Genomic DNA, 16,346 nt, shown 5'->3' with positions numbered 1-16,346 from the left:
ACATGGAACGACAACTGGACGCTTACTGCGAACACCTGCGCAGTGAGCGGCAGGTGTCGCCGCACACGATCTACCATTACCGACGCGACCTCGACAAAGTGTTGGGCTGGTGCGTCAAACAGAACATTGGTAGTTGGGCCGCGCTGGACACACAGCGGATGCGGGGCTTGATCATTCAACTGCATGGCAAAGGCCAATCCTCCAGCAGCCTGGCCCGGCTATTGTCGGCGGTGCGTGGGCTCTATCGGTACCTGAACCGCGAAGGTTTGTGCGAACACGATCCTGCGAACGGCTTGTCGACACCCAAGGACAAACGTCGGTTGCCGAAAGTCATCGACACTGACCGCGCCCTGCAATTGTTTGAAGGTGCAGTGGAGGACGATTTCCTAGCCCGACGGGATCAGGCGATTCTTGAGCTTTTCTACTCCTCGGGTTTGCGCTTATCAGAGCTGACAGGGCTTAACCTTGAACAACTCGACCTCGCCGATGGGATGGTTCAGGTGCTCGGCAAAGGCAGCAAGACTCGCCTGCTTCCAGTGGGGAGAAAGGCGCGTGAAGCCCTAGAGCTATGGCTGCCCTTCCGCGCCATGGCCAACCCGGTAGACGATGCGGTATTTATCAGCCAGCAAGGTCGGCGCCTAGGTCCTCGTTCGATCCAGCTAAGAGTCAAAGCGGCAGGAGCGCGGGAACTGGGACAAAACCTACACCCGCACATGTTGCGACACTCCTTCGCAAGCCATTTGCTGGAGTCTTCCCAAGATCTGCGAGGGGTGCAGGAACTGCTAGGCCATTCGAATATCACGACCACCCAGATCTACACCCACTTGGACTTCCAGCACCTTGCAACGGTCTACGACAGTGCCCACCCACGGGCCAAACGCATGAAAGGCGATGATTCATGAGCATCCAGTTGATCACCTTCGACCTCGACGACACCCTGTGGGACACCGCGCCAGTGATCGTCAGCGCCGAAGCGGTATTGCGCGAATGGCTGAGCGAACATGCGCCGAACCTGGGCGCGGTGCCGGTCGAAGATTTGTGGGCGATTCGCGAGCGTGTATTGGCTAACGAACCGGGGCTCAAGCATCGGATCAGCGCGCTACGTCGGCGGGTGTTGTTTCATGCGATGGAAGACGCTGGATATGCCCATGGCCAAGCTACCGACCTGGCGGACAAGGGTTTTGAAGTATTTCTGCATGCGCGGCATCAGATCGAAGTGTTCCCTGAAGTCGAGCCGGTGCTGGAGATCCTCGCCAATCACTACGCGCTTGGCGTAGTCACCAATGGCAATGCCGATGTGCGCCGGTTGGGGCTGGCGGACTACTTCAAGTTTGCGTTGTGTGCGGAAGATATCGGCATCGCCAAACCGGATGCCCGGTTGTTCCACGAAGCCTTGCAGCGCGGTGGCGCCACGGCCGAAACCGCCGTACATATCGGCGATCATCCGGGCGATGACATTGCCGGCGCGCAGCAGGCGGGGTTGCGGGCGATCTGGTTTAACCCGGCGGGTAAGGTCTGGGAAGCGGATCGCCTGCCGGATGCCGAGATTCGCAGCCTGAGCGATTTGCCAGCCGTACTCGCGCGCTGGAATGCCTCCTCGAACTGATCTACCACCCCCCTGTGGGAGCGAGCCTGCTCGCGAAGGCAATCTGTCATCCAATATTGATGTTGACTGACCCGCCGCTTTCGCGAGCAGGCTCGCTCCCACAAGGGAATTGCGTTCACTTCAATTGCGGAATTCCAGGCATGAAAAAGCCCGCAGCGACGGCGGGCTCTTTCAGCAAGCAAGCGGCACGCCTCAGATAGGGCGGCTGCCGTACTTGTTGTCTGGCTTCTTCGGCGGATCGGCGACCACGTTGGCCTCCACTTCCTGAACCTTGCCGCCACGCGACAGGAACTCTTCCATGGCCTTGGCCAGGGCGTCGCGTTCCTTGTTCTTGGCTTCAATGCTCGGCAACTCGTCTACCGACACCGCAGCCTTGGCTTTGCCTTTGGCAGCCGGGGCCGGCGTATCGTCGCCACCATCGTCGTCAGCAACGTCTTCCGCTGCTGCTTCCAGACCTTCCTCGGCCTCGTCTTCGTCGCCTACTTCGAGGTCGTCGTTTTCCAGATCATCGTCGCTCATGTTCTACCTCATGACTTGCGAAAAGCAGATTAGTTATAGACCAGCTTTGGCAACTGTCGAAAGTCGCCGTTAAAAAATCAGTAACCATTGGTGACCAACGGTTTATGCCCCTTCACCGTGCAAGGTGGCGAGGACTTTTCGGGCACCGCCATGATCACGGTGCTCGCCCAGATAAACGCCTTGCCAGGTTCCCAGTGCCAGACGACCTGCCGAAACCGGCAGACTGATCTGGCAGCCAAGCACGCTGGCCTTGAAGTGCGCCGGGAGGTCGTCCAGGCCTTCGTCGTTATGCTCATAGCCGTCTGTTCCTTGTGGGATCAGACGATTGAAAAATCGTTCGAAGTCGCGACGTACCGCCGGATCGGCGTTCTCGTTGATGGTCAACGACGCCGAGGTATGCTGCAGCCACAAATGCAACAGACCGACCCGGCACTGCCTGAGTTCAGGCAGGCCAGCGAGTAACTCGTCCGTTACCAGATGAAAGCCCCGGGGCCGTGCCCGCAGGGTTATCAGAGTCTGTTGCCACATACAGTTCTCCGCACGTTCGGGGCGCATTCTAGCGCGCTCTGGGAAAAAACAAAGGCCCTAATATTCGCTCAATGATGTAAGCCATTGGCCGGTGAAAAACCGCCGTCGTAAACACGACTAAAGGCGTACGAAAAATCCTTTCAGCCTGTCGCTTAATGACAAATCCCGGACAAAAAAATGCCCGGCGAACCGGGCAATTTTTTCAGTGCGCGTACTTACAGGTTGTAGCCGCGTTCGTTGTGTTGTGCCAGATCGAGGCCAACCGACTCTTCTTCCTCGGTCACACGCAGACCCATGACGGCGTCGAGGACCTTGAGGATGATGAAGGTGACGATCGCGGTGTAGATCACCGTGAAGCCCACGCCTTTGACCTGAATCCACACTTGCGCACCGATGTCGGTGACGGTGCCGAAGCCACCCAGAGCAGGAGCTGCGAATACACCGGTGAGGATCGCGCCGAGAATACCGCCGATACCGTGTACGCCGAAGGCGTCCAGGGAGTCGTCATAACCGAGCTTGCGTTTCAGGGTGGTGGCGCAGAAGAAGCACACCACACCTGCGGCCAGACCGATGACCAGTGCGCCCATCGGGCCCACGGTGCCAGCTGCTGGAGTGATCGCTACCAGACCGGCAACTACACCCGATGCGATACCCAGTGCACTTGGCTTGCCGTGGGTGACCCACTCGGCAAACATCCAGCCCAGTGCGGCGGCAGCGGTAGCGATCTGAGTGACCAGCATCGCCATGCCGGCGGTGCCGTTGGCCGCCGCAGCGGAACCGGCGTTGAAGCCGAACCAGCCGACCCACAGCATCGCCGCGCCCATCAGGGTGTAACCCAGATTGTGCGGAGCCATCGGGGTGGTCGGGAAGCCTTTGCGCTTGCCCAATACCAGGCAGGCAATCAGACCGGCCACACCGGCGTTGATGTGCACCACGGTGCCGCCGGCGAAGTCGAGTACGCCCCAGTCCCACATCAGGCCGCCGTTGCCGGACCAGACCATGTGCGCGATCGGTGCATAAACCAGGGTGAACCAGATGCCCATGAAGATCAGCATCGCGGAGAACTTCATCCGCTCGGCGAACGCACCGACGATCAGCGCCGGGGTGATGATCGCGAAGGTCATCTGAAAGGTGATGAACACCGCCTCAGGGAACAGCGCCGCAGGGCCGGTCAGGCTCGAAGGCGTGACACCGGCGAGGAACGCCTTGCCCATGCCGCCGAAGAACGAGTTGAAATTGACGACGCCCTGCTCCATACCGGTGGTGTCGAACGCAATGCTGTAGCCATAAATGACCCACAGGATGCTGATCAGACCGGTAATGGCGAAGCACTGCATCATCACGGAAAGAATGTTTTTCGAGCGAACCATGCCGCCGTAAAACAGCGCCAGGCCGGGGATGGTCATGAACAGCACGAGGGCTGTTGAGGTGAGCATCCAGGCGGTATCGCCGGAATTGAGGACCGGGGCCGCCACTTCGTCTGCCGCCATAGCAAGGCCGGGCATTACGATAGACAACAGGGCTCCTAGCCCTGCGAATTTACGCAGAGTCATATTGTTTTCTCCTGGGGCGTTGGGGTTTGTGGCGGCGCTTAGATCGCGTCGGTATCGGTTTCGCCGGTACGGATGCGAATCGCCTGTTCCAGATTGACCACGAAGATCTTGCCGTCACCGATCTTGCCGGTGTTGGCCGCTTTGGTTATCGCTTCGATAACCCGATCCAGATCCTTGTCGTCGATGGCCACGTCGATTTTCACCTTGGGCAGAAAATCGACCACATATTCCGCGCCGCGATACAGCTCGGTGTGACCCTTCTGCCGGCCGAAGCCTTTGACTTCAGTAACGGTAATGCCCTGCACGCCGATTTCGGACAGCGACTCGCGCACGTCGTCCAACTTGAACGGCTTGATGATGGCAGTGACTAGCTTCATGAAAACTCTCTCCCGAATTGGTGGACTTGCCCCAGGAAAACAAACCCGACTCAAGTCTAAGCGCAGTGCCTGGCTTTGTAACGCATCGTCGGCCGTACCTGCCCGACTGACGCCAGCTAACCGCTGCCGACGAAACTCCCCGCTCCGTCTGCCGCACTGCATTCGTCACAGCGACTGCATCAGTGCATGGGTCGAAGGTGACTAAGCAGAAACCTTGCCATCTCGCCAAAAACCTCTGATTTCAATCCCTTGGCCTCTGTCGCACGCCATCCCGTGCAAAACCCCATCCGGATACGCACAACAACGGTGCGTCGCCATCCGTCCGCCTGCGCGAAAAGCGTGCATCCCTGACCACGAGATTGACTATAGACACTGCGTGATACACTGCCGGCCATTGTTTCCAGGACATCCACCATGCTCGCGCCCAAAGACTTCCTCGACGCCCTGAGCGGCACCGCCTCCCGCCTCTTCAGCGGCGACACCCCGCTGCCGAAAGCCGAAATCGAAAGCCAGTTCAAGATGCTGCTGCAGAGTGCGTTCAGCAAACTCGACCTGGTCAGCCGTGAAGAGTTTGATAGCCAGATGGTTGTGTTGGCGCGTACTCGCGCTCGACTTGAAAGCCTCGAAGCCAAAGTCGCCGAGATGGAAGCGAAGCTGACGCCGCCCGCTGAATAATCCGCGCCCCCTGTAGGAGCTGCCGAAGGCTGCGATCTTTTGATCTCCAGCCCTTCAACCATCCCGGCAACGTCCTACAACCTGCACCACCGCCGTCCGATTGCGCCGAAAAGCCCAGGTTTCTAAGCTCACCCGATGCTGAATGTTCAGCACCGGGTTTGGCGACCCGAACAGCTTAAGGCGCACGACAACCATGATGGCGGCTACATTTACCGCCACATCGTTTCATGGCGGTTGTGCGTGGGAGACCTTCGGGTCTGCCGGGTTCCTTTTGCTCCGGTTCGCCAACCCGCGTACAACTGCCACCCAATCGTTTGGCGACGATTGAGGGCAGCCCCTTAAGCAAGAGGAACTGCTCCATGAATCAAGAAGAGACTTATCTAAGCCCGCACATCTTCACCCGCCACAAACTCCCCCTCCACGCCCTTCTCATCCAGAACCAACCCTGGTTCTGCGCCCGAGACCTGAGCCGCCTGCTGCACATCTACCTCAACGAACGCATGCTGCGAAAACTCGACCCCGACCAATACCAAACCCGCAAAACCCTGATCCACAACCAGATCGAAAACACCCTGCTGATCAGCGAATCCGGCATCTACGCCCTCCTCGTCTACCACTACTGCCCCGAATACCGAGCGCTACGCGAATGGATCACCCACCAGGTCATCCCTACCCTGCGCGACGCCCAACATCCCAGCACAAGCGAACGCCCACACCTGAGCCTGCTCAGTTGGCCGGACATGACGTTGAGTTTGTTGCACTGGAATAATCAGCCGTGGATACGGCTGCAGGATGTGCCGTTGATGGTGGTGGAACGGGAACAGACCAAACGCCCAATGACGGGGCCATGGTGGAAAAGAGCTTCGCGGATGCTGCAATCGCTATAAACCCGCATGCCGGAGCTGGGCCCTGCGCAAATCGTAAGTCGATTGGAGATTCATCCAGAACTCAGGCGTAGTGTCGAGATGAGTGGCAAGGCTGATTGCCAGATCGGCGCAGATCCTGAGCTGGCAATTCACAAGCTTTTCGAACTCACTCTCGCGCCATTTCGTGGGCATGGCCAGCTCCATGACAGTCATGCCCAACGGCTCCATGAATTCCTTATTCAGAACCTCGCCCGGATGAATCGGGCGCATACCATTGCGGTGCATTTTTCGCCTCCAGAGGCTGCATTGAGTGGCCAAACTGGAACATCCGACTCCTGGATACAAGACCTTCATACCCCTTTCGCCGGCGTCCTACACCTATTAGGGCATGGCCCTACAAACATCAGCGTCTGCGCCTGATTACGCGACTTTTCCTCCTTGTACTACGGTGGCCAACAAAGCATCTGTCACCCAAAAAACGAGGCCTCAATGAAAGACAAAAAGAGAAGGGCAAAGCTAGAAGAGATTGTTGGATATCACGCTGAAGCACTTCGGTTAGCCGGAGGTATTTCAGCCAATCAGCGTCATTTTATTGAGGTAGCGGCCAAGTACGGTAAAGAACTCGAACCGAATGGTTGGCTGGCCGGGGGAGGAAGCCAAGTAAGAAATCTCGAAGAAGAAAACTAATGTGGCGCCTCTACTGAACGTGGAAGGGCACCTTGGCAACATCCAGTGAAGGTTTGCCCTCGCATCCGTGTCGCCTGGATTCGCTCTCCCAACTACCCTTCAAAAACCCGCAGGAAGCGGCTCCCCGATTCAGCTCAAGGAACGACCATGTCCCTCTCCATCGTCCACAGTCGCGCCCAGATAGGCGTGGAAGCCCCCGCTGTCACCGTCGAAGTCCATCTGGCCAACGGTCTGCCGTCGCTGACCATGGTCGGCCTGCCCGAGGCGGCGGTGAAGGAGAGCAAGGATCGGGTGCGCAGTGCGATCATCAACTCCGGGCTGCAGTTTCCGGCGCGGCGGATCACCTTGAATCTGGCGCCGGCAGATTTGCCCAAGGATGGCGGGCGGTTTGATCTGGCGATTGCCCTGGGGATTCTGTCGGCGAGTGTGCAGGTGCCGTGTCTGACGCTGGATGATGTGGAATGTCTGGGTGAGTTGGCGTTGTCCGGCGCAGTACGAGCGGTGCGTGGCGTGTTGCCGGCAGCGTTGGCGGCGCGCAAGGCGGGTCGTGCGTTGGTGGTGCCGCGGGCGAATGCCGAGGAGGCGTGTCTGGCCTCGGGGTTGAAGGTGTTTGCGGTGGATCATTTGCTGGAGGCGGTGGCGCATTTCAATGGGCATACGCCGGTTGAACCTTATGTCTCCGACGGGCTGATGCATGCCAGCAAGCCTTATCCCGACTTGAATGAAGTGCAGGGGCAAGTGGCGGCGAAACGGGCGTTGCTGATTGCTGCTGCGGGCGCCCATAACTTGCTGTTCAGCGGGCCGCCTGGGACGGGTAAGACATTGTTGGCGAGTCGCCTGCCGGGGCTGTTGCCGCCGCTGGCCGAGAGTGAAGCACTGGAGGTGGCGGCGATCCAGTCAGTCGCCAGTGGCGCACCGCTGACCCATTGGCCGCAGCGCCCATTCCGTCAACCGCACCACTCCGCATCCGGGCCGGCACTGGTCGGTGGCAGTTCAAAACCGCAACCCGGTGAGATTACCCTCGCCCACCATGGCGTGCTGTTTCTCGATGAGTTGCCAGAATTTGATCGCAAGGTATTGGAGGTTTTACGCGAGCCTTTGGAGTCGGGTCATATCGTGATTTCCCGAGCCAAGGATCGCGTACGTTTTCCGGCACGCTTCCAGTTGGTCGCAGCGATGAATCCCTGCCCCTGTGGATATCTTGGCGAGCCGAGCGGCAAGTGCTCGTGTACACCGGACATGGTCCAGCGCTATCGCAACAAGCTTTCGGGGCCGTTGTTGGATCGGATTGATCTGCACCTGACGGTGGCGCGGGAAGCGACGGCGTTGAACCCGCAGGTAAAGCCGGGAGAAGACAGCGCCAGCGCCGCAGCGTTGGTAGCCGAGGCGCGAGAACGGCAGCAAAAGCGTCAAGGCTGCGCCAATGCGTTTCTCGATCTGCCGGGATTGAAGCGGCACTGCAAGTTATCCACAGTCGACGAAGCCTGGCTGGAGTCGGCCTGTGAGCGTTTAACGCTATCGCTGCGTTCCGCGCACCGGCTTCTCAAGGTCGCCCGCACTCTGGCAGACCTCGAGCAAGTCGATGCAATCAAACGCGAACACTTGGCCGAGGCACTGCAATACCGGCCGGCGACGCCTTAATGCTCGGTCAGATCAACCAGCGGCGTCTGCCGCACTTCGGTCTCGCGCCCCGCCTGAATTTCGGTCACACGCTTCAAGGCCTTATCCACAGCACCTTTGTCCGCGAGCAGGCTGTAGCTGATCTGGAACTGTTTGTGTTCTTTCGGTGCAATGGTCGGCACCAGATTCAGCGGACGCTGATAGCGGCGGTTGTAAGAAAAACTGGTGCCCGGCTCCAGCCCCGTGACATAGCCCTGGCCTTGGGTATCGGTATTTTTCCACAGGGAGAACACCGGCAACTGCTGGGTATTGAAGCCAACAGAAACACCGAGGCTGCCCGTCTTGTTATGCAAAACGGTCAGGGTTTCGCCTTTGGCGTCGGCATAGGGCACGACGTTGTAGACGGTTTCGTCGTAGTCCTTGGTCGGTGCGCGGTAGGTCTGCCAGTCTGGCAAATCACCCTTGGCCTTGTCGTTGAACGGCGACACCTGTTTCACCGGAGCGGCAAATCGTGCGCCTTGCTCGAGGAACGGCGTACTGAAGTTGCTGTGATACAGCGCCTGGTATTCCTTCGGGTAATCGCCGTTGTTGGTCAGCGTATCGTTGAGGGCGAAGCGCACGCTGCCGGGCTCGGTGACCAGCTCAGTGACGACCGAGAAGTCGACTTTCTTGAACGCTTGCTCTTTCAGCTCGCCGCGCAGGCTGATGGCGTAGGGCGGCTTTTCGTCGATGTGCAGCGTGACCGTACTCGCCGGAATGTTGGCGGCGCGTCCGTGCAAGGTCAGCAGCTCACCATTATCGATGCCGGGATGGCCGACCCATTCGTAACCGCAGCGGGCGACCAGCTCATTGAAGCCTTCCAGCCAACCCAGCCCACCGCGTCCGTTGAGCTCGATGAAGGCCGGGTTGACCACGTCCTTGACCGGCGAATCCCAACCCATGCGCACGTTGCCGACAGAGGCTTGCAAGACATTCATGCCTCGGGTTGGTACCACCGAGAGTTTCATCGTGCCGTTATCGATATCAACGATGCTGACACCTTCCTGCCGCCCTCCGTGCAAGGTACGCAGGCTTACGGAGAAGGGTTGGTCGGTTTTCACACCGAGCTGTTCACTGGTGATGGTCCAGTTTTGCGCGGGCTTGTTGGTATCGAGAAGGACGTAATCCCAGGCCACGGCGTGGGATGCAGCAGTGAAAGCGCCGAGGGCGACGGCGAGTTTGAGCGGGGTCATGGCAGCAGCCTTTATTGGAGTTGTGCCATTTTTATAGCGCTGCGGAAACGTTTCAGCAAGTGTATTAGATCGACAGATCGCATGTTCTGCCGAAGATCCTCAGTGATGCAATCGCGAGCAGGCTCGCTCCCACAGGGGATCCGGGTCTTCACAAAAACTGTGAATCACACCGAACACTGTGGGAGCGAGCCTGCTCGCGAAAGCTATTTCAAAGGCGCATCAACGAAAGCGATCAACCTCGGAACGCAGATCCGCCGCCAGCTTCTCCAGCTCTTTAGCCGTAACAGCCAGGTTCGACACAACCTCACGCTGCTCACTGTTGGCCAGTGCGATGCTCTGCAAATTGCTGCTCAACAGAGTCGCGGTGCTGCTCTGCTCCTGAGTGGCCGTGGTAATCGCGGCAAACTGCTGCCCCGCCGAACGGCTCTGTTCATCGATTCGCGCCAGCGCCGACGCGACGTTGGCGTTGCGCGACAAACCTTCCTGCATCAGCACATTGCCCTGCTCCATGGTGCTGATCGCGTTACCGGTTTCCTGCTGGATGCTGTGAATCATGCTGGAAATTTCATCGGTGGCCTGACGAGTACGCGAAGCCAGGCTGCGCACTTCATCGGCCACCACGGCGAAGCCGCGACCTTGCTCACCGGCACGTGCTGCTTCGATCGCAGCGTTAAGTGCCAACAGGTTGGTCTGTTCGGCAATCGAAGTAATCACGCCAACGATGCCGCCAATTTCCTGCGAACGCTGACCGAGGGTGTTGATCACGGTGGCGGTGCTGTTCAGGGCGCCAGCGATTTGCTCCAGCGAGGACGACGCTTCTTCCATCGAGCTGCGGCCAATCTGCGTTTGCTGGGCGTTTTCCTGCGCCAGACGCTGGGTCGCGCCCATGTTGTCGGCAATGTTCAGCGACGTTGCGCTGAACTCTTCCACCGCGCCGGCCATGCTGGTGATTTCGCCAGATTGTTGCTCCATGCCTTCATAGGCACCGCCGGACAAACCGGACAGGGCCTGGGCACGGCTGTTGACCTCTTCCGAGGAGCGACGGATGTGCTCGACCATCGTCGACAGCGCCTGGCTCATCTGGTTGAAAGCGCGGGACAACTGACCGATTTCATCGTTGCTCGATACGTTCAGACGCACGCTCAGATCGCCAGCACCCAAAGCTTCGGCCTGACGCACCAGGTCACTCAGTGGCGCCAGTTTGCTGCGCAGCAGCCAGACCACAGAACCGACCGCCAACAGCATCGCCAACAGACTGCCGATCGCCAGTTGCGTACCGACGCTCCAGGTCACTGCACGGATTTCGGCTTTCGGCATGCTCGCCACCACCGACCACGGCCCGCCGTCGAACGGTACGGCAACGCTGTAGAAATCCTCGGATTTGTCAGCCCAGAACTGACCTTTGCCCGGCGTCTTGGCCAGACCAGTGATCACTGGAATCGACTGATCCAGCGCTTGCACACCGGCTGGCGCGACCAGCCATTTGTTCTGCTCGTCGAGCAGCGCCAGCGAGCCGGTCTGACCGATACGGAAACGCTTGAGGTTGTCGAACTGGGCGTTCTGCGCGTCGGTGTAGTCGAAACCGACGAACAGTACCGCAATCACCTTGCCGCTGCCATCGCGCACCGGGGTGTATTGGGTCATGTAGGAGCGCTCGAACAACAAGGCACGACCGACGTAGCTTTGTCCTGCAATCAGCTTCGCGTAGGCCGGGTGCGCGTGGTCGAGCAAGGTGCCGATGGCGCGCGTGCCGTCCTGCTTGGTCAGCGAGGTGCTGACCCGCACGAAGTCTTCGCCGCTGCGTACGAACAGGGTGGCGACGCCAGCGGTCATCTGTTTGAACTCGTCGACCTCCTTGAAGTTGTTGTTCAAGACTTCGCTGCCCAGGTGCAGACCCGGGGTCTGGGTGCCGGCCACCGTCACCGGTTCACTCGGGTGAATGCTCAGACCCGCGCTGAAGCGCTTCTCGAACAGTCCGCTCAGGCGCTGGGTGCTTTCACGCAGCGTGCCGTGAAAGGTACTCAGTTGGTCGGCCAGCAGCCGCGCCTCACTGGCCAGATGCTCTTCACGGGTGGCGAGGTTGGCGGAATCCAGCGAACGCAAGGCGAACACCGTACTGCCACTGATAACTATCGCCAGTATTACAGCGAGCGCGAGGCCCAGCTGCGAGGCGATCCGAGCGCGAGGTTGAGACATGGACAGCTCCTGGCCGAGCCACGGGATCCTCCTTGATCTCGACTCGGATAATTTTCTAATAGTGGGGGCGAATCGTGGATACCGGCACGACGGTTCCACTTGCTCATAGTCGGCGGGAAAACCGAATACTTGAGCGCGCAACGTGGGTATGGCGCAAGGCCGCTATTGTGGCGGCTCGAACGTTTCAGCTCAAGCGCTCAACCGCCGGCAGCTCCATGGCGCGGACTTCGCCTTGCAGAAAGTCGCTGAGGCGGCGCAAACGTTCACCTCCGGGACGGGTCTTTGGCCACACCAGATAATAATTCAGTCCGCTGGCGACGGCCGTCGGCCACGGCAGACTCAGGCGTCCTTGCGCGACGTCCTCGGCGACCATCAACAGATCACCCATCGATACACCGTAACCGCGCGCCGCTGCGATCATCCCTAACTCGAGGGTATCGAACACCTGTCCGCCCTTGAGCGACACCTGATCGGACAGCCCCATGTGCTCCAGCCAACTGCGCCAATCGCGACGGTCGGGCGTCGGGTGGAGCAATTCGGTGCAGGCCAGTCGAGCCAGATCCCATGGCTGATCATTCAGCAGGTTTGGCGCACCCACCGGAATCAGCTCTTCAGGAAACAGCAGGCTGGCCTCCCAGTCCGGCGGAAAATGCCCGTCACTCAACAACACAGCACAGTCGAAAGGCTCATCGTTGAAGTCCACCGAATCCACATCCATCCAGGCGCTGGTCAGTTGCACTTCGTTGCCCGGCTGCAAGTGGCGGAAGCGACTGAGTCGCGCGAGCAGCCAGCGCATGGTGAGGGTCGACGGCGCCTTCATGCGCAGAATGTCGTCTTCGGCGCGCAAGGTATTGCAGGCCCGCTCCAGAGCACCGAAGCCTTCGCGGATTCCCGGCAATAGCAGACGCGCCGCTTCGGTCAGTTGCAGATTGCGCCCGCTGCGATGAAACAGCCGACAGGCGAAGTGATCTTCGAGGGTTCGAATATGCCGGCTCACCGCACTCTGGGTTATCGACAACTCTTCAGCCGCACGGGTGAACGAGCTATGTCGCGCCGCCGCTTCAAATGCGCGCAGGGCATACAAGGGAGGAAGACGACGGGACATACAGAAAGCTCCTATAGCGGGATGCAGCCGGACTGACAGAATCTGCTCAGGATGAGTTTTACTCATGCCATCCATCCTTTTTATCCCTTTGTGCAACGCCTGCCAAGCGCCGAGAATCGACGGTCTCCTGTTCCCTCTGAAATCGAGTGGTGATGACCATGCAGCATCCTGTGCGTACCGAACTCTGGGCCATCCTGCGGCTGGCAGGGCCGTTGATCGCTTCACAGTTGGCGCACATGTTGATGGTGCTGACTGACACTTTAATGATGGCGCGCCTCAGTCCGGAAGCGTTGGCTGGCGGCGGACTGGGTGCGGCGACTTATTCGTTCGTGTCGATTTTCTGCATCGGCGTGATTGCGGCGGTCGGCACGCTGGTGGCGATTCGCAAGGGCGCCGGCGACATCATTGGCGCGGCACGCCTGACCCAGGCCGGGTTGTGGCTGGCGTGGCTGATGGCGCTGGGCGCCGGGTTGCTGCTGTGGAACCTGAAACCGGTGTTGCTGCTGTTCGGCCAGACTGAAACCAACGTCAACGCTGCCGGGCAATTTCTGATTGCCCTGCCCTTCGCCCTGCCCGGCTACCTCAGTTTCATGGCTTTGCGCGGTTTCACCAGTGCGATTGGCCGGGCGACGCCGGTGATGGTTATCAGCCTGGCCGGTACGGTGGCCAACTTCCTGCTCAATTACGCGCTGATCACTGGCATGTTCGGCCTGCCGAAAATGGGCCTGATGGGCATCGGCCTGGTCACGGCAATCGTTGCCAACTGCATGGCGTTGGCATTGGCCTGGCACATCCGTCGGCATCCGGCGTATGACGCTTATCCGCTGCGCGCGGGCCTGTCACGGCCGAATCGCCAGTACCTGAAAGAACTGTGGCGCCTCGGTCTGCCGATTGGCGGGACCTACGCTGTGGAAGTCGGTTTGTTCGCCTTCGCGGCGCTGTGCATGGGCACCATGGGCAGCACGCAACTGGGCGCACACCAGATTGCCCTGCAGATTGTTTCGGTGGCATTCATGGTGCCGGCGGGGATGTCGTACGCGATCACCATGCGTGTCGGTCAGCACTACGGTGCCGGGCAATTGAACGATGCGCGAATGTCCGGGCGGGTCGGGATCGTCTTCGGTGCCGTGGTCATGCTGGGTTTCGCCATGGTGTTCTGGTTGCTGCCGAACCAGTTGGTCGGGTTGTTTCTCGATCACAACGATCCGGCGTTTGCCGAGGTGATTCGCCTCGCGGTGAGCCTGCTGGCGGTGGCGGCGTGGTTTGAGTTGTTCGACGGCACGCAGACGATTGCCATGGGCTGCATTCGCGGACTCAAGGATGCGAAAACCACGTTCCTGGTCGGTCTCGGCTGCTATTGGCTGATCGGTGCACCGGCCGCGTGGTGGATGGCGTTCCACCTCAATTGGGGGCCGACGGGCGTCTGGTGGGGGTTGGCGCTGGGGTTGGCGTGTGCGGCGGTGAGTTTGACGCTGGCGTTTGAATGGAAGATGAAGCGGATGATTCGGCTGGAGCCTGCGTCATCAAGTCAGTTCACTGTCCCGCAGACCGACTGAGATCCCTTGTAGGAGTGAGCCTGCTCGCGATAGCGGTGTGTCAGACAACTCATCATTTCTGACACACCGCTATCGCGAGCAGGCTCACTCCTACATTGGTTATGTGCTCAGCTCACGATCTCGAGGGCTGACTGCTGGCTTGAGCCGAAGGTCAGATACTCAACCAGTTCCGCCAACGGCAACGGCCGGCTGATCAGATAACCCTGCACCTGATCGCAACCAAACCCGCGCAGCAGTTCTAGCTGTTCAGGAGTTTCCACCCCTTCCGCGACCACTTCCAGATGCAGGTTGTGCGCGAGATTGATCATCGCATGCACCAGTTTGCGGTTTTCTTCGCGTTGTTCCATGCCGCCAACGAAGCTCTTGTCGATCTTCAACAAGGTGATCGGCAGGCTGTTGAGGTGCACGAACGAGGAAAACCCGGTGCCGAAGTCATCCAGAGAAAAGCGCACGCCGAGGCGACCAAGCGCATCCATGGTCTGCTTGACCAGATCGCTGCGGCGCATCACGGCCGTTTCGGTCAGCTCAAACTCCAGCCATTGCGCTTCGACGCCACGCTCTGCAATCAATCGGCTCAATGTCGGCAATAACTGACTGTCCTGGAACTGGCGGAACGACAGGTTGATCGCCATGTGCAGCGCCGGCAACCCGCGCTCGCGCAGCGCCTGCATGTCACGCAGGGCCCGGGAAATCACCCAGTAACCCAACGGCACGATCAAACCACTCTGCTCGGCCAGTGGCACGAATTCACTCGGCGGCAGCAGGCCGCGCTCGCTGTGCCGCCAACGTACCAACGCTTCGAGGCCAACAATCTGGCCATCCTGCATATTCAGACGGGGCTGGTAATGCAGCTCCAGCTCATCGCGGCGCAAGGCCCGGCGCAGTTCGCTTTCCAGATCAGCCATGCTCCGCGCGTTGCGGTTGATGCGTTCGTTGAAAATATGAAAAGTGCAGCCTTGGGTACTTTTTGCCTGCTGCATGGCGATGTGCGCGTGCCACATCAGCGGGTCGGCGCCGCCCTGCGCCCGGGCGTGGGCGATGCCGAGGCTGGAGCCGATCAGCAGGCTCTCGCCATCAACCCAGTAAGGTTCGGCGAGCGCTTCAGTGATGCGTTCGGCCATCCACTCGGCGCGCTGCGGAGCGCGGCGGGTGTCGATCAGCAAAGCAAATTCATCGCTGCCGAGGCGTGCCAGTTGATCGCCCGCCTCGAGCTGACTTTTCAGCCGCGCGACGACTTGCAGGATCAAGCGATCGCCGGCCTGATGGCCAAGCGCGTCGTTGGCGTGGCGGAAGTTGTCGAGATCAAGATGCCCGAGGGCCAGGCCGCGACCGTCGTTTTCCGCGAGGCGCGCGGCGAGCAAGGTCTGAAAACCCTGACGGTTGGCAATGCCGGTCAGCGGATCCTGTTCGGCCAGGCGTTGCAGCGTGGTTTCGAGAACGCCGCGTTCGCGTACATGGCGCAGGCAACGCCGTAGCATGCCGGCGTCGAGGGCGTCGAACACCAGCCAGTCACTGACGCCAACCGGCGCGGTGTCCGGCTCATGTTCCAGCAGCAAGACCGTCGGCAGGCTGCAACGGCCGGGTGCCGGTTGCAATGCCGGAAGGGTCAACAACACCGCATTGCGGTTGTCTTCGAACAAACTGCTGACCGACTCCCAGCTCGGCGCGCTGATCAGCACCGCCGCGCTCCCCATCGGAGCCAGACACTCGCGCAATAACGCTGTCCACGCAGGCTCTTCGGCCAGTAGCAGCAAACGCAAGGGTTCGACAGGCGTAGACAAGCTAGCTCCCTAGACTCTGCAATGATGTGGGCGGGGCATTATGCC

The 16,346-nt window shown here is 59.8% G+C and carries 16 protein-coding genes; 7 read left to right on the top strand and 9 right to left on the bottom strand.

The window, feature by feature from the left end; genetic code table 11:
* The first annotated feature begins 2 nt into the window (after window positions 1-2).
* Window positions 3-902, top strand: a complete 900-nt coding sequence (xerC, locus tag ACI514_RS26485; protein WP_160059872.1) for a tyrosine recombinase XerC — start codon at window positions 3-5, stop codon at window positions 900-902.
* Window positions 899-1,606: an HAD family hydrolase gene (locus ACI514_RS26480; protein WP_405122667.1), complete on the top strand. Its 708-nt coding sequence runs from the start codon at window positions 899-901 to the stop codon at window positions 1,604-1,606. The genes xerC and ACI514_RS26480 overlap by 4 nt, the downstream gene beginning before the upstream one ends.
* A 192-nt stretch (window positions 1,607-1,798) precedes the next feature.
* On the opposite strand, the gene sutA is transcribed toward ACI514_RS26480, so the two are convergent.
* The 4 genes from sutA to glnK all read right to left on the bottom strand — a co-directional run bounded on the left by sutA (window position 1,799) and on the right by glnK (window position 4,583).
* Complete coding sequence (gene sutA / locus ACI514_RS26475; RefSeq protein ID WP_007920420.1) at window positions 1,799-2,125, bottom strand: transcriptional regulator SutA; 327 nt, start codon at window positions 2,123-2,125, stop codon at window positions 1,799-1,801.
* Between the two features lie 102 nt (window positions 2,126-2,227).
* Window positions 2,228-2,653, bottom strand: coding sequence for a secondary thiamine-phosphate synthase enzyme YjbQ (locus ACI514_RS26470; RefSeq protein WP_095049349.1), 426 nt, complete (start codon window positions 2,651-2,653; stop codon window positions 2,228-2,230).
* A 215-nt stretch (window positions 2,654-2,868) separates the two neighbouring features.
* On the bottom strand, window positions 2,869-4,206 hold the full coding sequence (locus ACI514_RS26465; RefSeq protein WP_034152035.1) for an ammonium transporter: 1,338 nt from the start codon (window positions 4,204-4,206) through the stop codon (window positions 2,869-2,871).
* 38 nt (window positions 4,207-4,244) lie between these two features.
* Window positions 4,245-4,583: a P-II family nitrogen regulator gene (gene glnK / locus ACI514_RS26460; protein ID WP_002555808.1), complete on the bottom strand. Its 339-nt coding sequence runs from the start codon at window positions 4,581-4,583 to the stop codon at window positions 4,245-4,247.
* A gap of 414 nt (window positions 4,584-4,997) precedes the next feature.
* Here glnK and ACI514_RS26455 point away from each other — a divergent pair, with 414 nt between their 5' ends.
* Complete coding sequence (locus ACI514_RS26455) at window positions 4,998-5,258, top strand: accessory factor UbiK family protein (protein WP_007920416.1); 261 nt, start codon at window positions 4,998-5,000, stop codon at window positions 5,256-5,258.
* Between the two features lie 359 nt (window positions 5,259-5,617).
* Complete coding sequence (locus tag ACI514_RS26450; RefSeq protein WP_160059874.1) at window positions 5,618-6,145, top strand: Bro-N domain-containing protein; 528 nt, start codon at window positions 5,618-5,620, stop codon at window positions 6,143-6,145.
* Here the strand turns inward: ACI514_RS26450 and ACI514_RS26445 are convergent.
* Complete coding sequence (locus tag ACI514_RS26445) at window positions 6,140-6,409, bottom strand: HigA family addiction module antitoxin (RefSeq protein WP_160059875.1); 270 nt, start codon at window positions 6,407-6,409, stop codon at window positions 6,140-6,142. The genes ACI514_RS26450 and ACI514_RS26445 overlap by 6 nt on opposite strands.
* A gap of 204 nt (window positions 6,410-6,613) precedes the next feature.
* Between ACI514_RS26445 and ACI514_RS26440 the strand changes: the two genes are divergently transcribed.
* Both ACI514_RS26440 and ACI514_RS26435 read left to right on the top strand, forming a co-directional pair.
* Window positions 6,614-6,811 carry a hypothetical protein gene (locus tag ACI514_RS26440; RefSeq protein WP_160059876.1) on the top strand — a complete coding sequence of 66 codons (198 nt, stop codon included), beginning with the start codon at window positions 6,614-6,616 and terminating at the stop codon, window positions 6,809-6,811.
* 147 nt (window positions 6,812-6,958) lie between these two features.
* Window positions 6,959-8,452: a YifB family Mg chelatase-like AAA ATPase gene (locus tag ACI514_RS26435; RefSeq protein ID WP_405122666.1), complete on the top strand. Its 1,494-nt coding sequence runs from the start codon at window positions 6,959-6,961 to the stop codon at window positions 8,450-8,452.
* Here ACI514_RS26435 and ACI514_RS26430 read toward each other — a convergent pair.
* From ACI514_RS26430 to ACI514_RS26420, 3 genes are all read right to left on the bottom strand, one after another.
* Window positions 8,449-9,663 carry an aldose 1-epimerase family protein gene (locus ACI514_RS26430; RefSeq protein ID WP_405122665.1) on the bottom strand — a complete coding sequence of 405 codons (1,215 nt, stop codon included), beginning with the start codon at window positions 9,661-9,663 and terminating at the stop codon, window positions 8,449-8,451. The two genes, ACI514_RS26435 and ACI514_RS26430, sit on opposite strands and share 4 nt — an antisense overlap.
* A gap of 219 nt (window positions 9,664-9,882) precedes the next feature.
* Entirely contained in the window at window positions 9,883-11,859 is a 1,977-nt protein-coding gene (locus ACI514_RS26425; protein WP_405122664.1) for a methyl-accepting chemotaxis protein, read from the bottom strand.
* Window positions 11,860-12,043: 184 nt separating this feature from the next.
* Entirely contained in the window at window positions 12,044-12,964 is a 921-nt protein-coding gene (locus ACI514_RS26420) for a LysR substrate-binding domain-containing protein (protein WP_160059903.1), read from the bottom strand.
* Between the two features lie 158 nt (window positions 12,965-13,122).
* On the opposite strand from ACI514_RS26420, the gene ACI514_RS26415 reads away from it, so the two are divergent.
* Entirely contained in the window at window positions 13,123-14,520 is a 1,398-nt protein-coding gene (locus tag ACI514_RS26415; protein ID WP_160059904.1) for a NorM family multidrug efflux MATE transporter, read from the top strand.
* 107 nt (window positions 14,521-14,627) lie between these two features.
* Here ACI514_RS26415 and ACI514_RS26410 read toward each other — a convergent pair whose 3' ends face one another.
* Window positions 14,628-16,301, bottom strand: a complete 1,674-nt coding sequence (locus ACI514_RS26410) for a bifunctional diguanylate cyclase/phosphodiesterase (protein ID WP_160059905.1) — start codon at window positions 16,299-16,301, stop codon at window positions 14,628-14,630.
* Window positions 16,302-16,346: the final 45 nt, after the last annotated feature.

The sequence above is a fragment of the Pseudomonas sp. M20 genome (assembly GCF_045037865.1).
GTDB lineage: Bacteria > Pseudomonadota > Gammaproteobacteria > Pseudomonadales > Pseudomonadaceae > Aquipseudomonas.
This window is presented reverse-complemented; position numbering and strand designations above follow the sequence as displayed.

Bases quoted from the DNA above. Each gene is read 5' to 3' on its own strand.
- ACI514_RS26425 (WP_405122664.1), bottom strand. From the start codon at position 11,859: ATGTCTCAACCTCGCGCTCGGATCGCCTCGCAGCTGGGCCTCGCGCTC.
- xerC (WP_160059872.1), top strand. From the start codon at position 3: ATGGAACGACAACTGGACGCTTACTGCGAACACCTGCGCAGTGAGCGG.
- ACI514_RS26430 (WP_405122665.1), bottom strand. From the start codon at position 9,663: ATGACCCCGCTCAAACTCGCCGTCGCCCTCGGCGCTTTCACTGCTGCA.
- ACI514_RS26420 (WP_160059903.1), bottom strand. From the start codon at position 12,964: ATGTCCCGTCGTCTTCCTCCCTTGTATGCCCTGCGCGCATTTGAAGCG.
- ACI514_RS26440 (WP_160059876.1), top strand. From the start codon at position 6,614: ATGAAAGACAAAAAGAGAAGGGCAAAGCTAGAAGAGATTGTTGGATAT.
- ACI514_RS26470 (WP_095049349.1), bottom strand. From the start codon at position 2,653: ATGTGGCAACAGACTCTGATAACCCTGCGGGCACGGCCCCGGGGCTTT.
- ACI514_RS26480 (WP_405122667.1), top strand. From the start codon at position 899: ATGAGCATCCAGTTGATCACCTTCGACCTCGACGACACCCTGTGGGAC.
- ACI514_RS26465 (WP_034152035.1), bottom strand. From the start codon at position 4,206: ATGACTCTGCGTAAATTCGCAGGGCTAGGAGCCCTGTTGTCTATCGTA.
- ACI514_RS26445 (WP_160059875.1), bottom strand. From the start codon at position 6,409: ATGCACCGCAATGGTATGCGCCCGATTCATCCGGGCGAGGTTCTGAAT.
- ACI514_RS26450 (WP_160059874.1), top strand. From the start codon at position 5,618: ATGAATCAAGAAGAGACTTATCTAAGCCCGCACATCTTCACCCGCCAC.
- ACI514_RS26455 (WP_007920416.1), top strand. From the start codon at position 4,998: ATGCTCGCGCCCAAAGACTTCCTCGACGCCCTGAGCGGCACCGCCTCC.
- ACI514_RS26415 (WP_160059904.1), top strand. From the start codon at position 13,123: ATGCAGCATCCTGTGCGTACCGAACTCTGGGCCATCCTGCGGCTGGCA.
- sutA (WP_007920420.1), bottom strand. From the start codon at position 2,125: ATGAGCGACGATGATCTGGAAAACGACGACCTCGAAGTAGGCGACGAA.
- glnK (WP_002555808.1), bottom strand. From the start codon at position 4,583: ATGAAGCTAGTCACTGCCATCATCAAGCCGTTCAAGTTGGACGACGTG.
- ACI514_RS26435 (WP_405122666.1), top strand. From the start codon at position 6,959: ATGTCCCTCTCCATCGTCCACAGTCGCGCCCAGATAGGCGTGGAAGCC.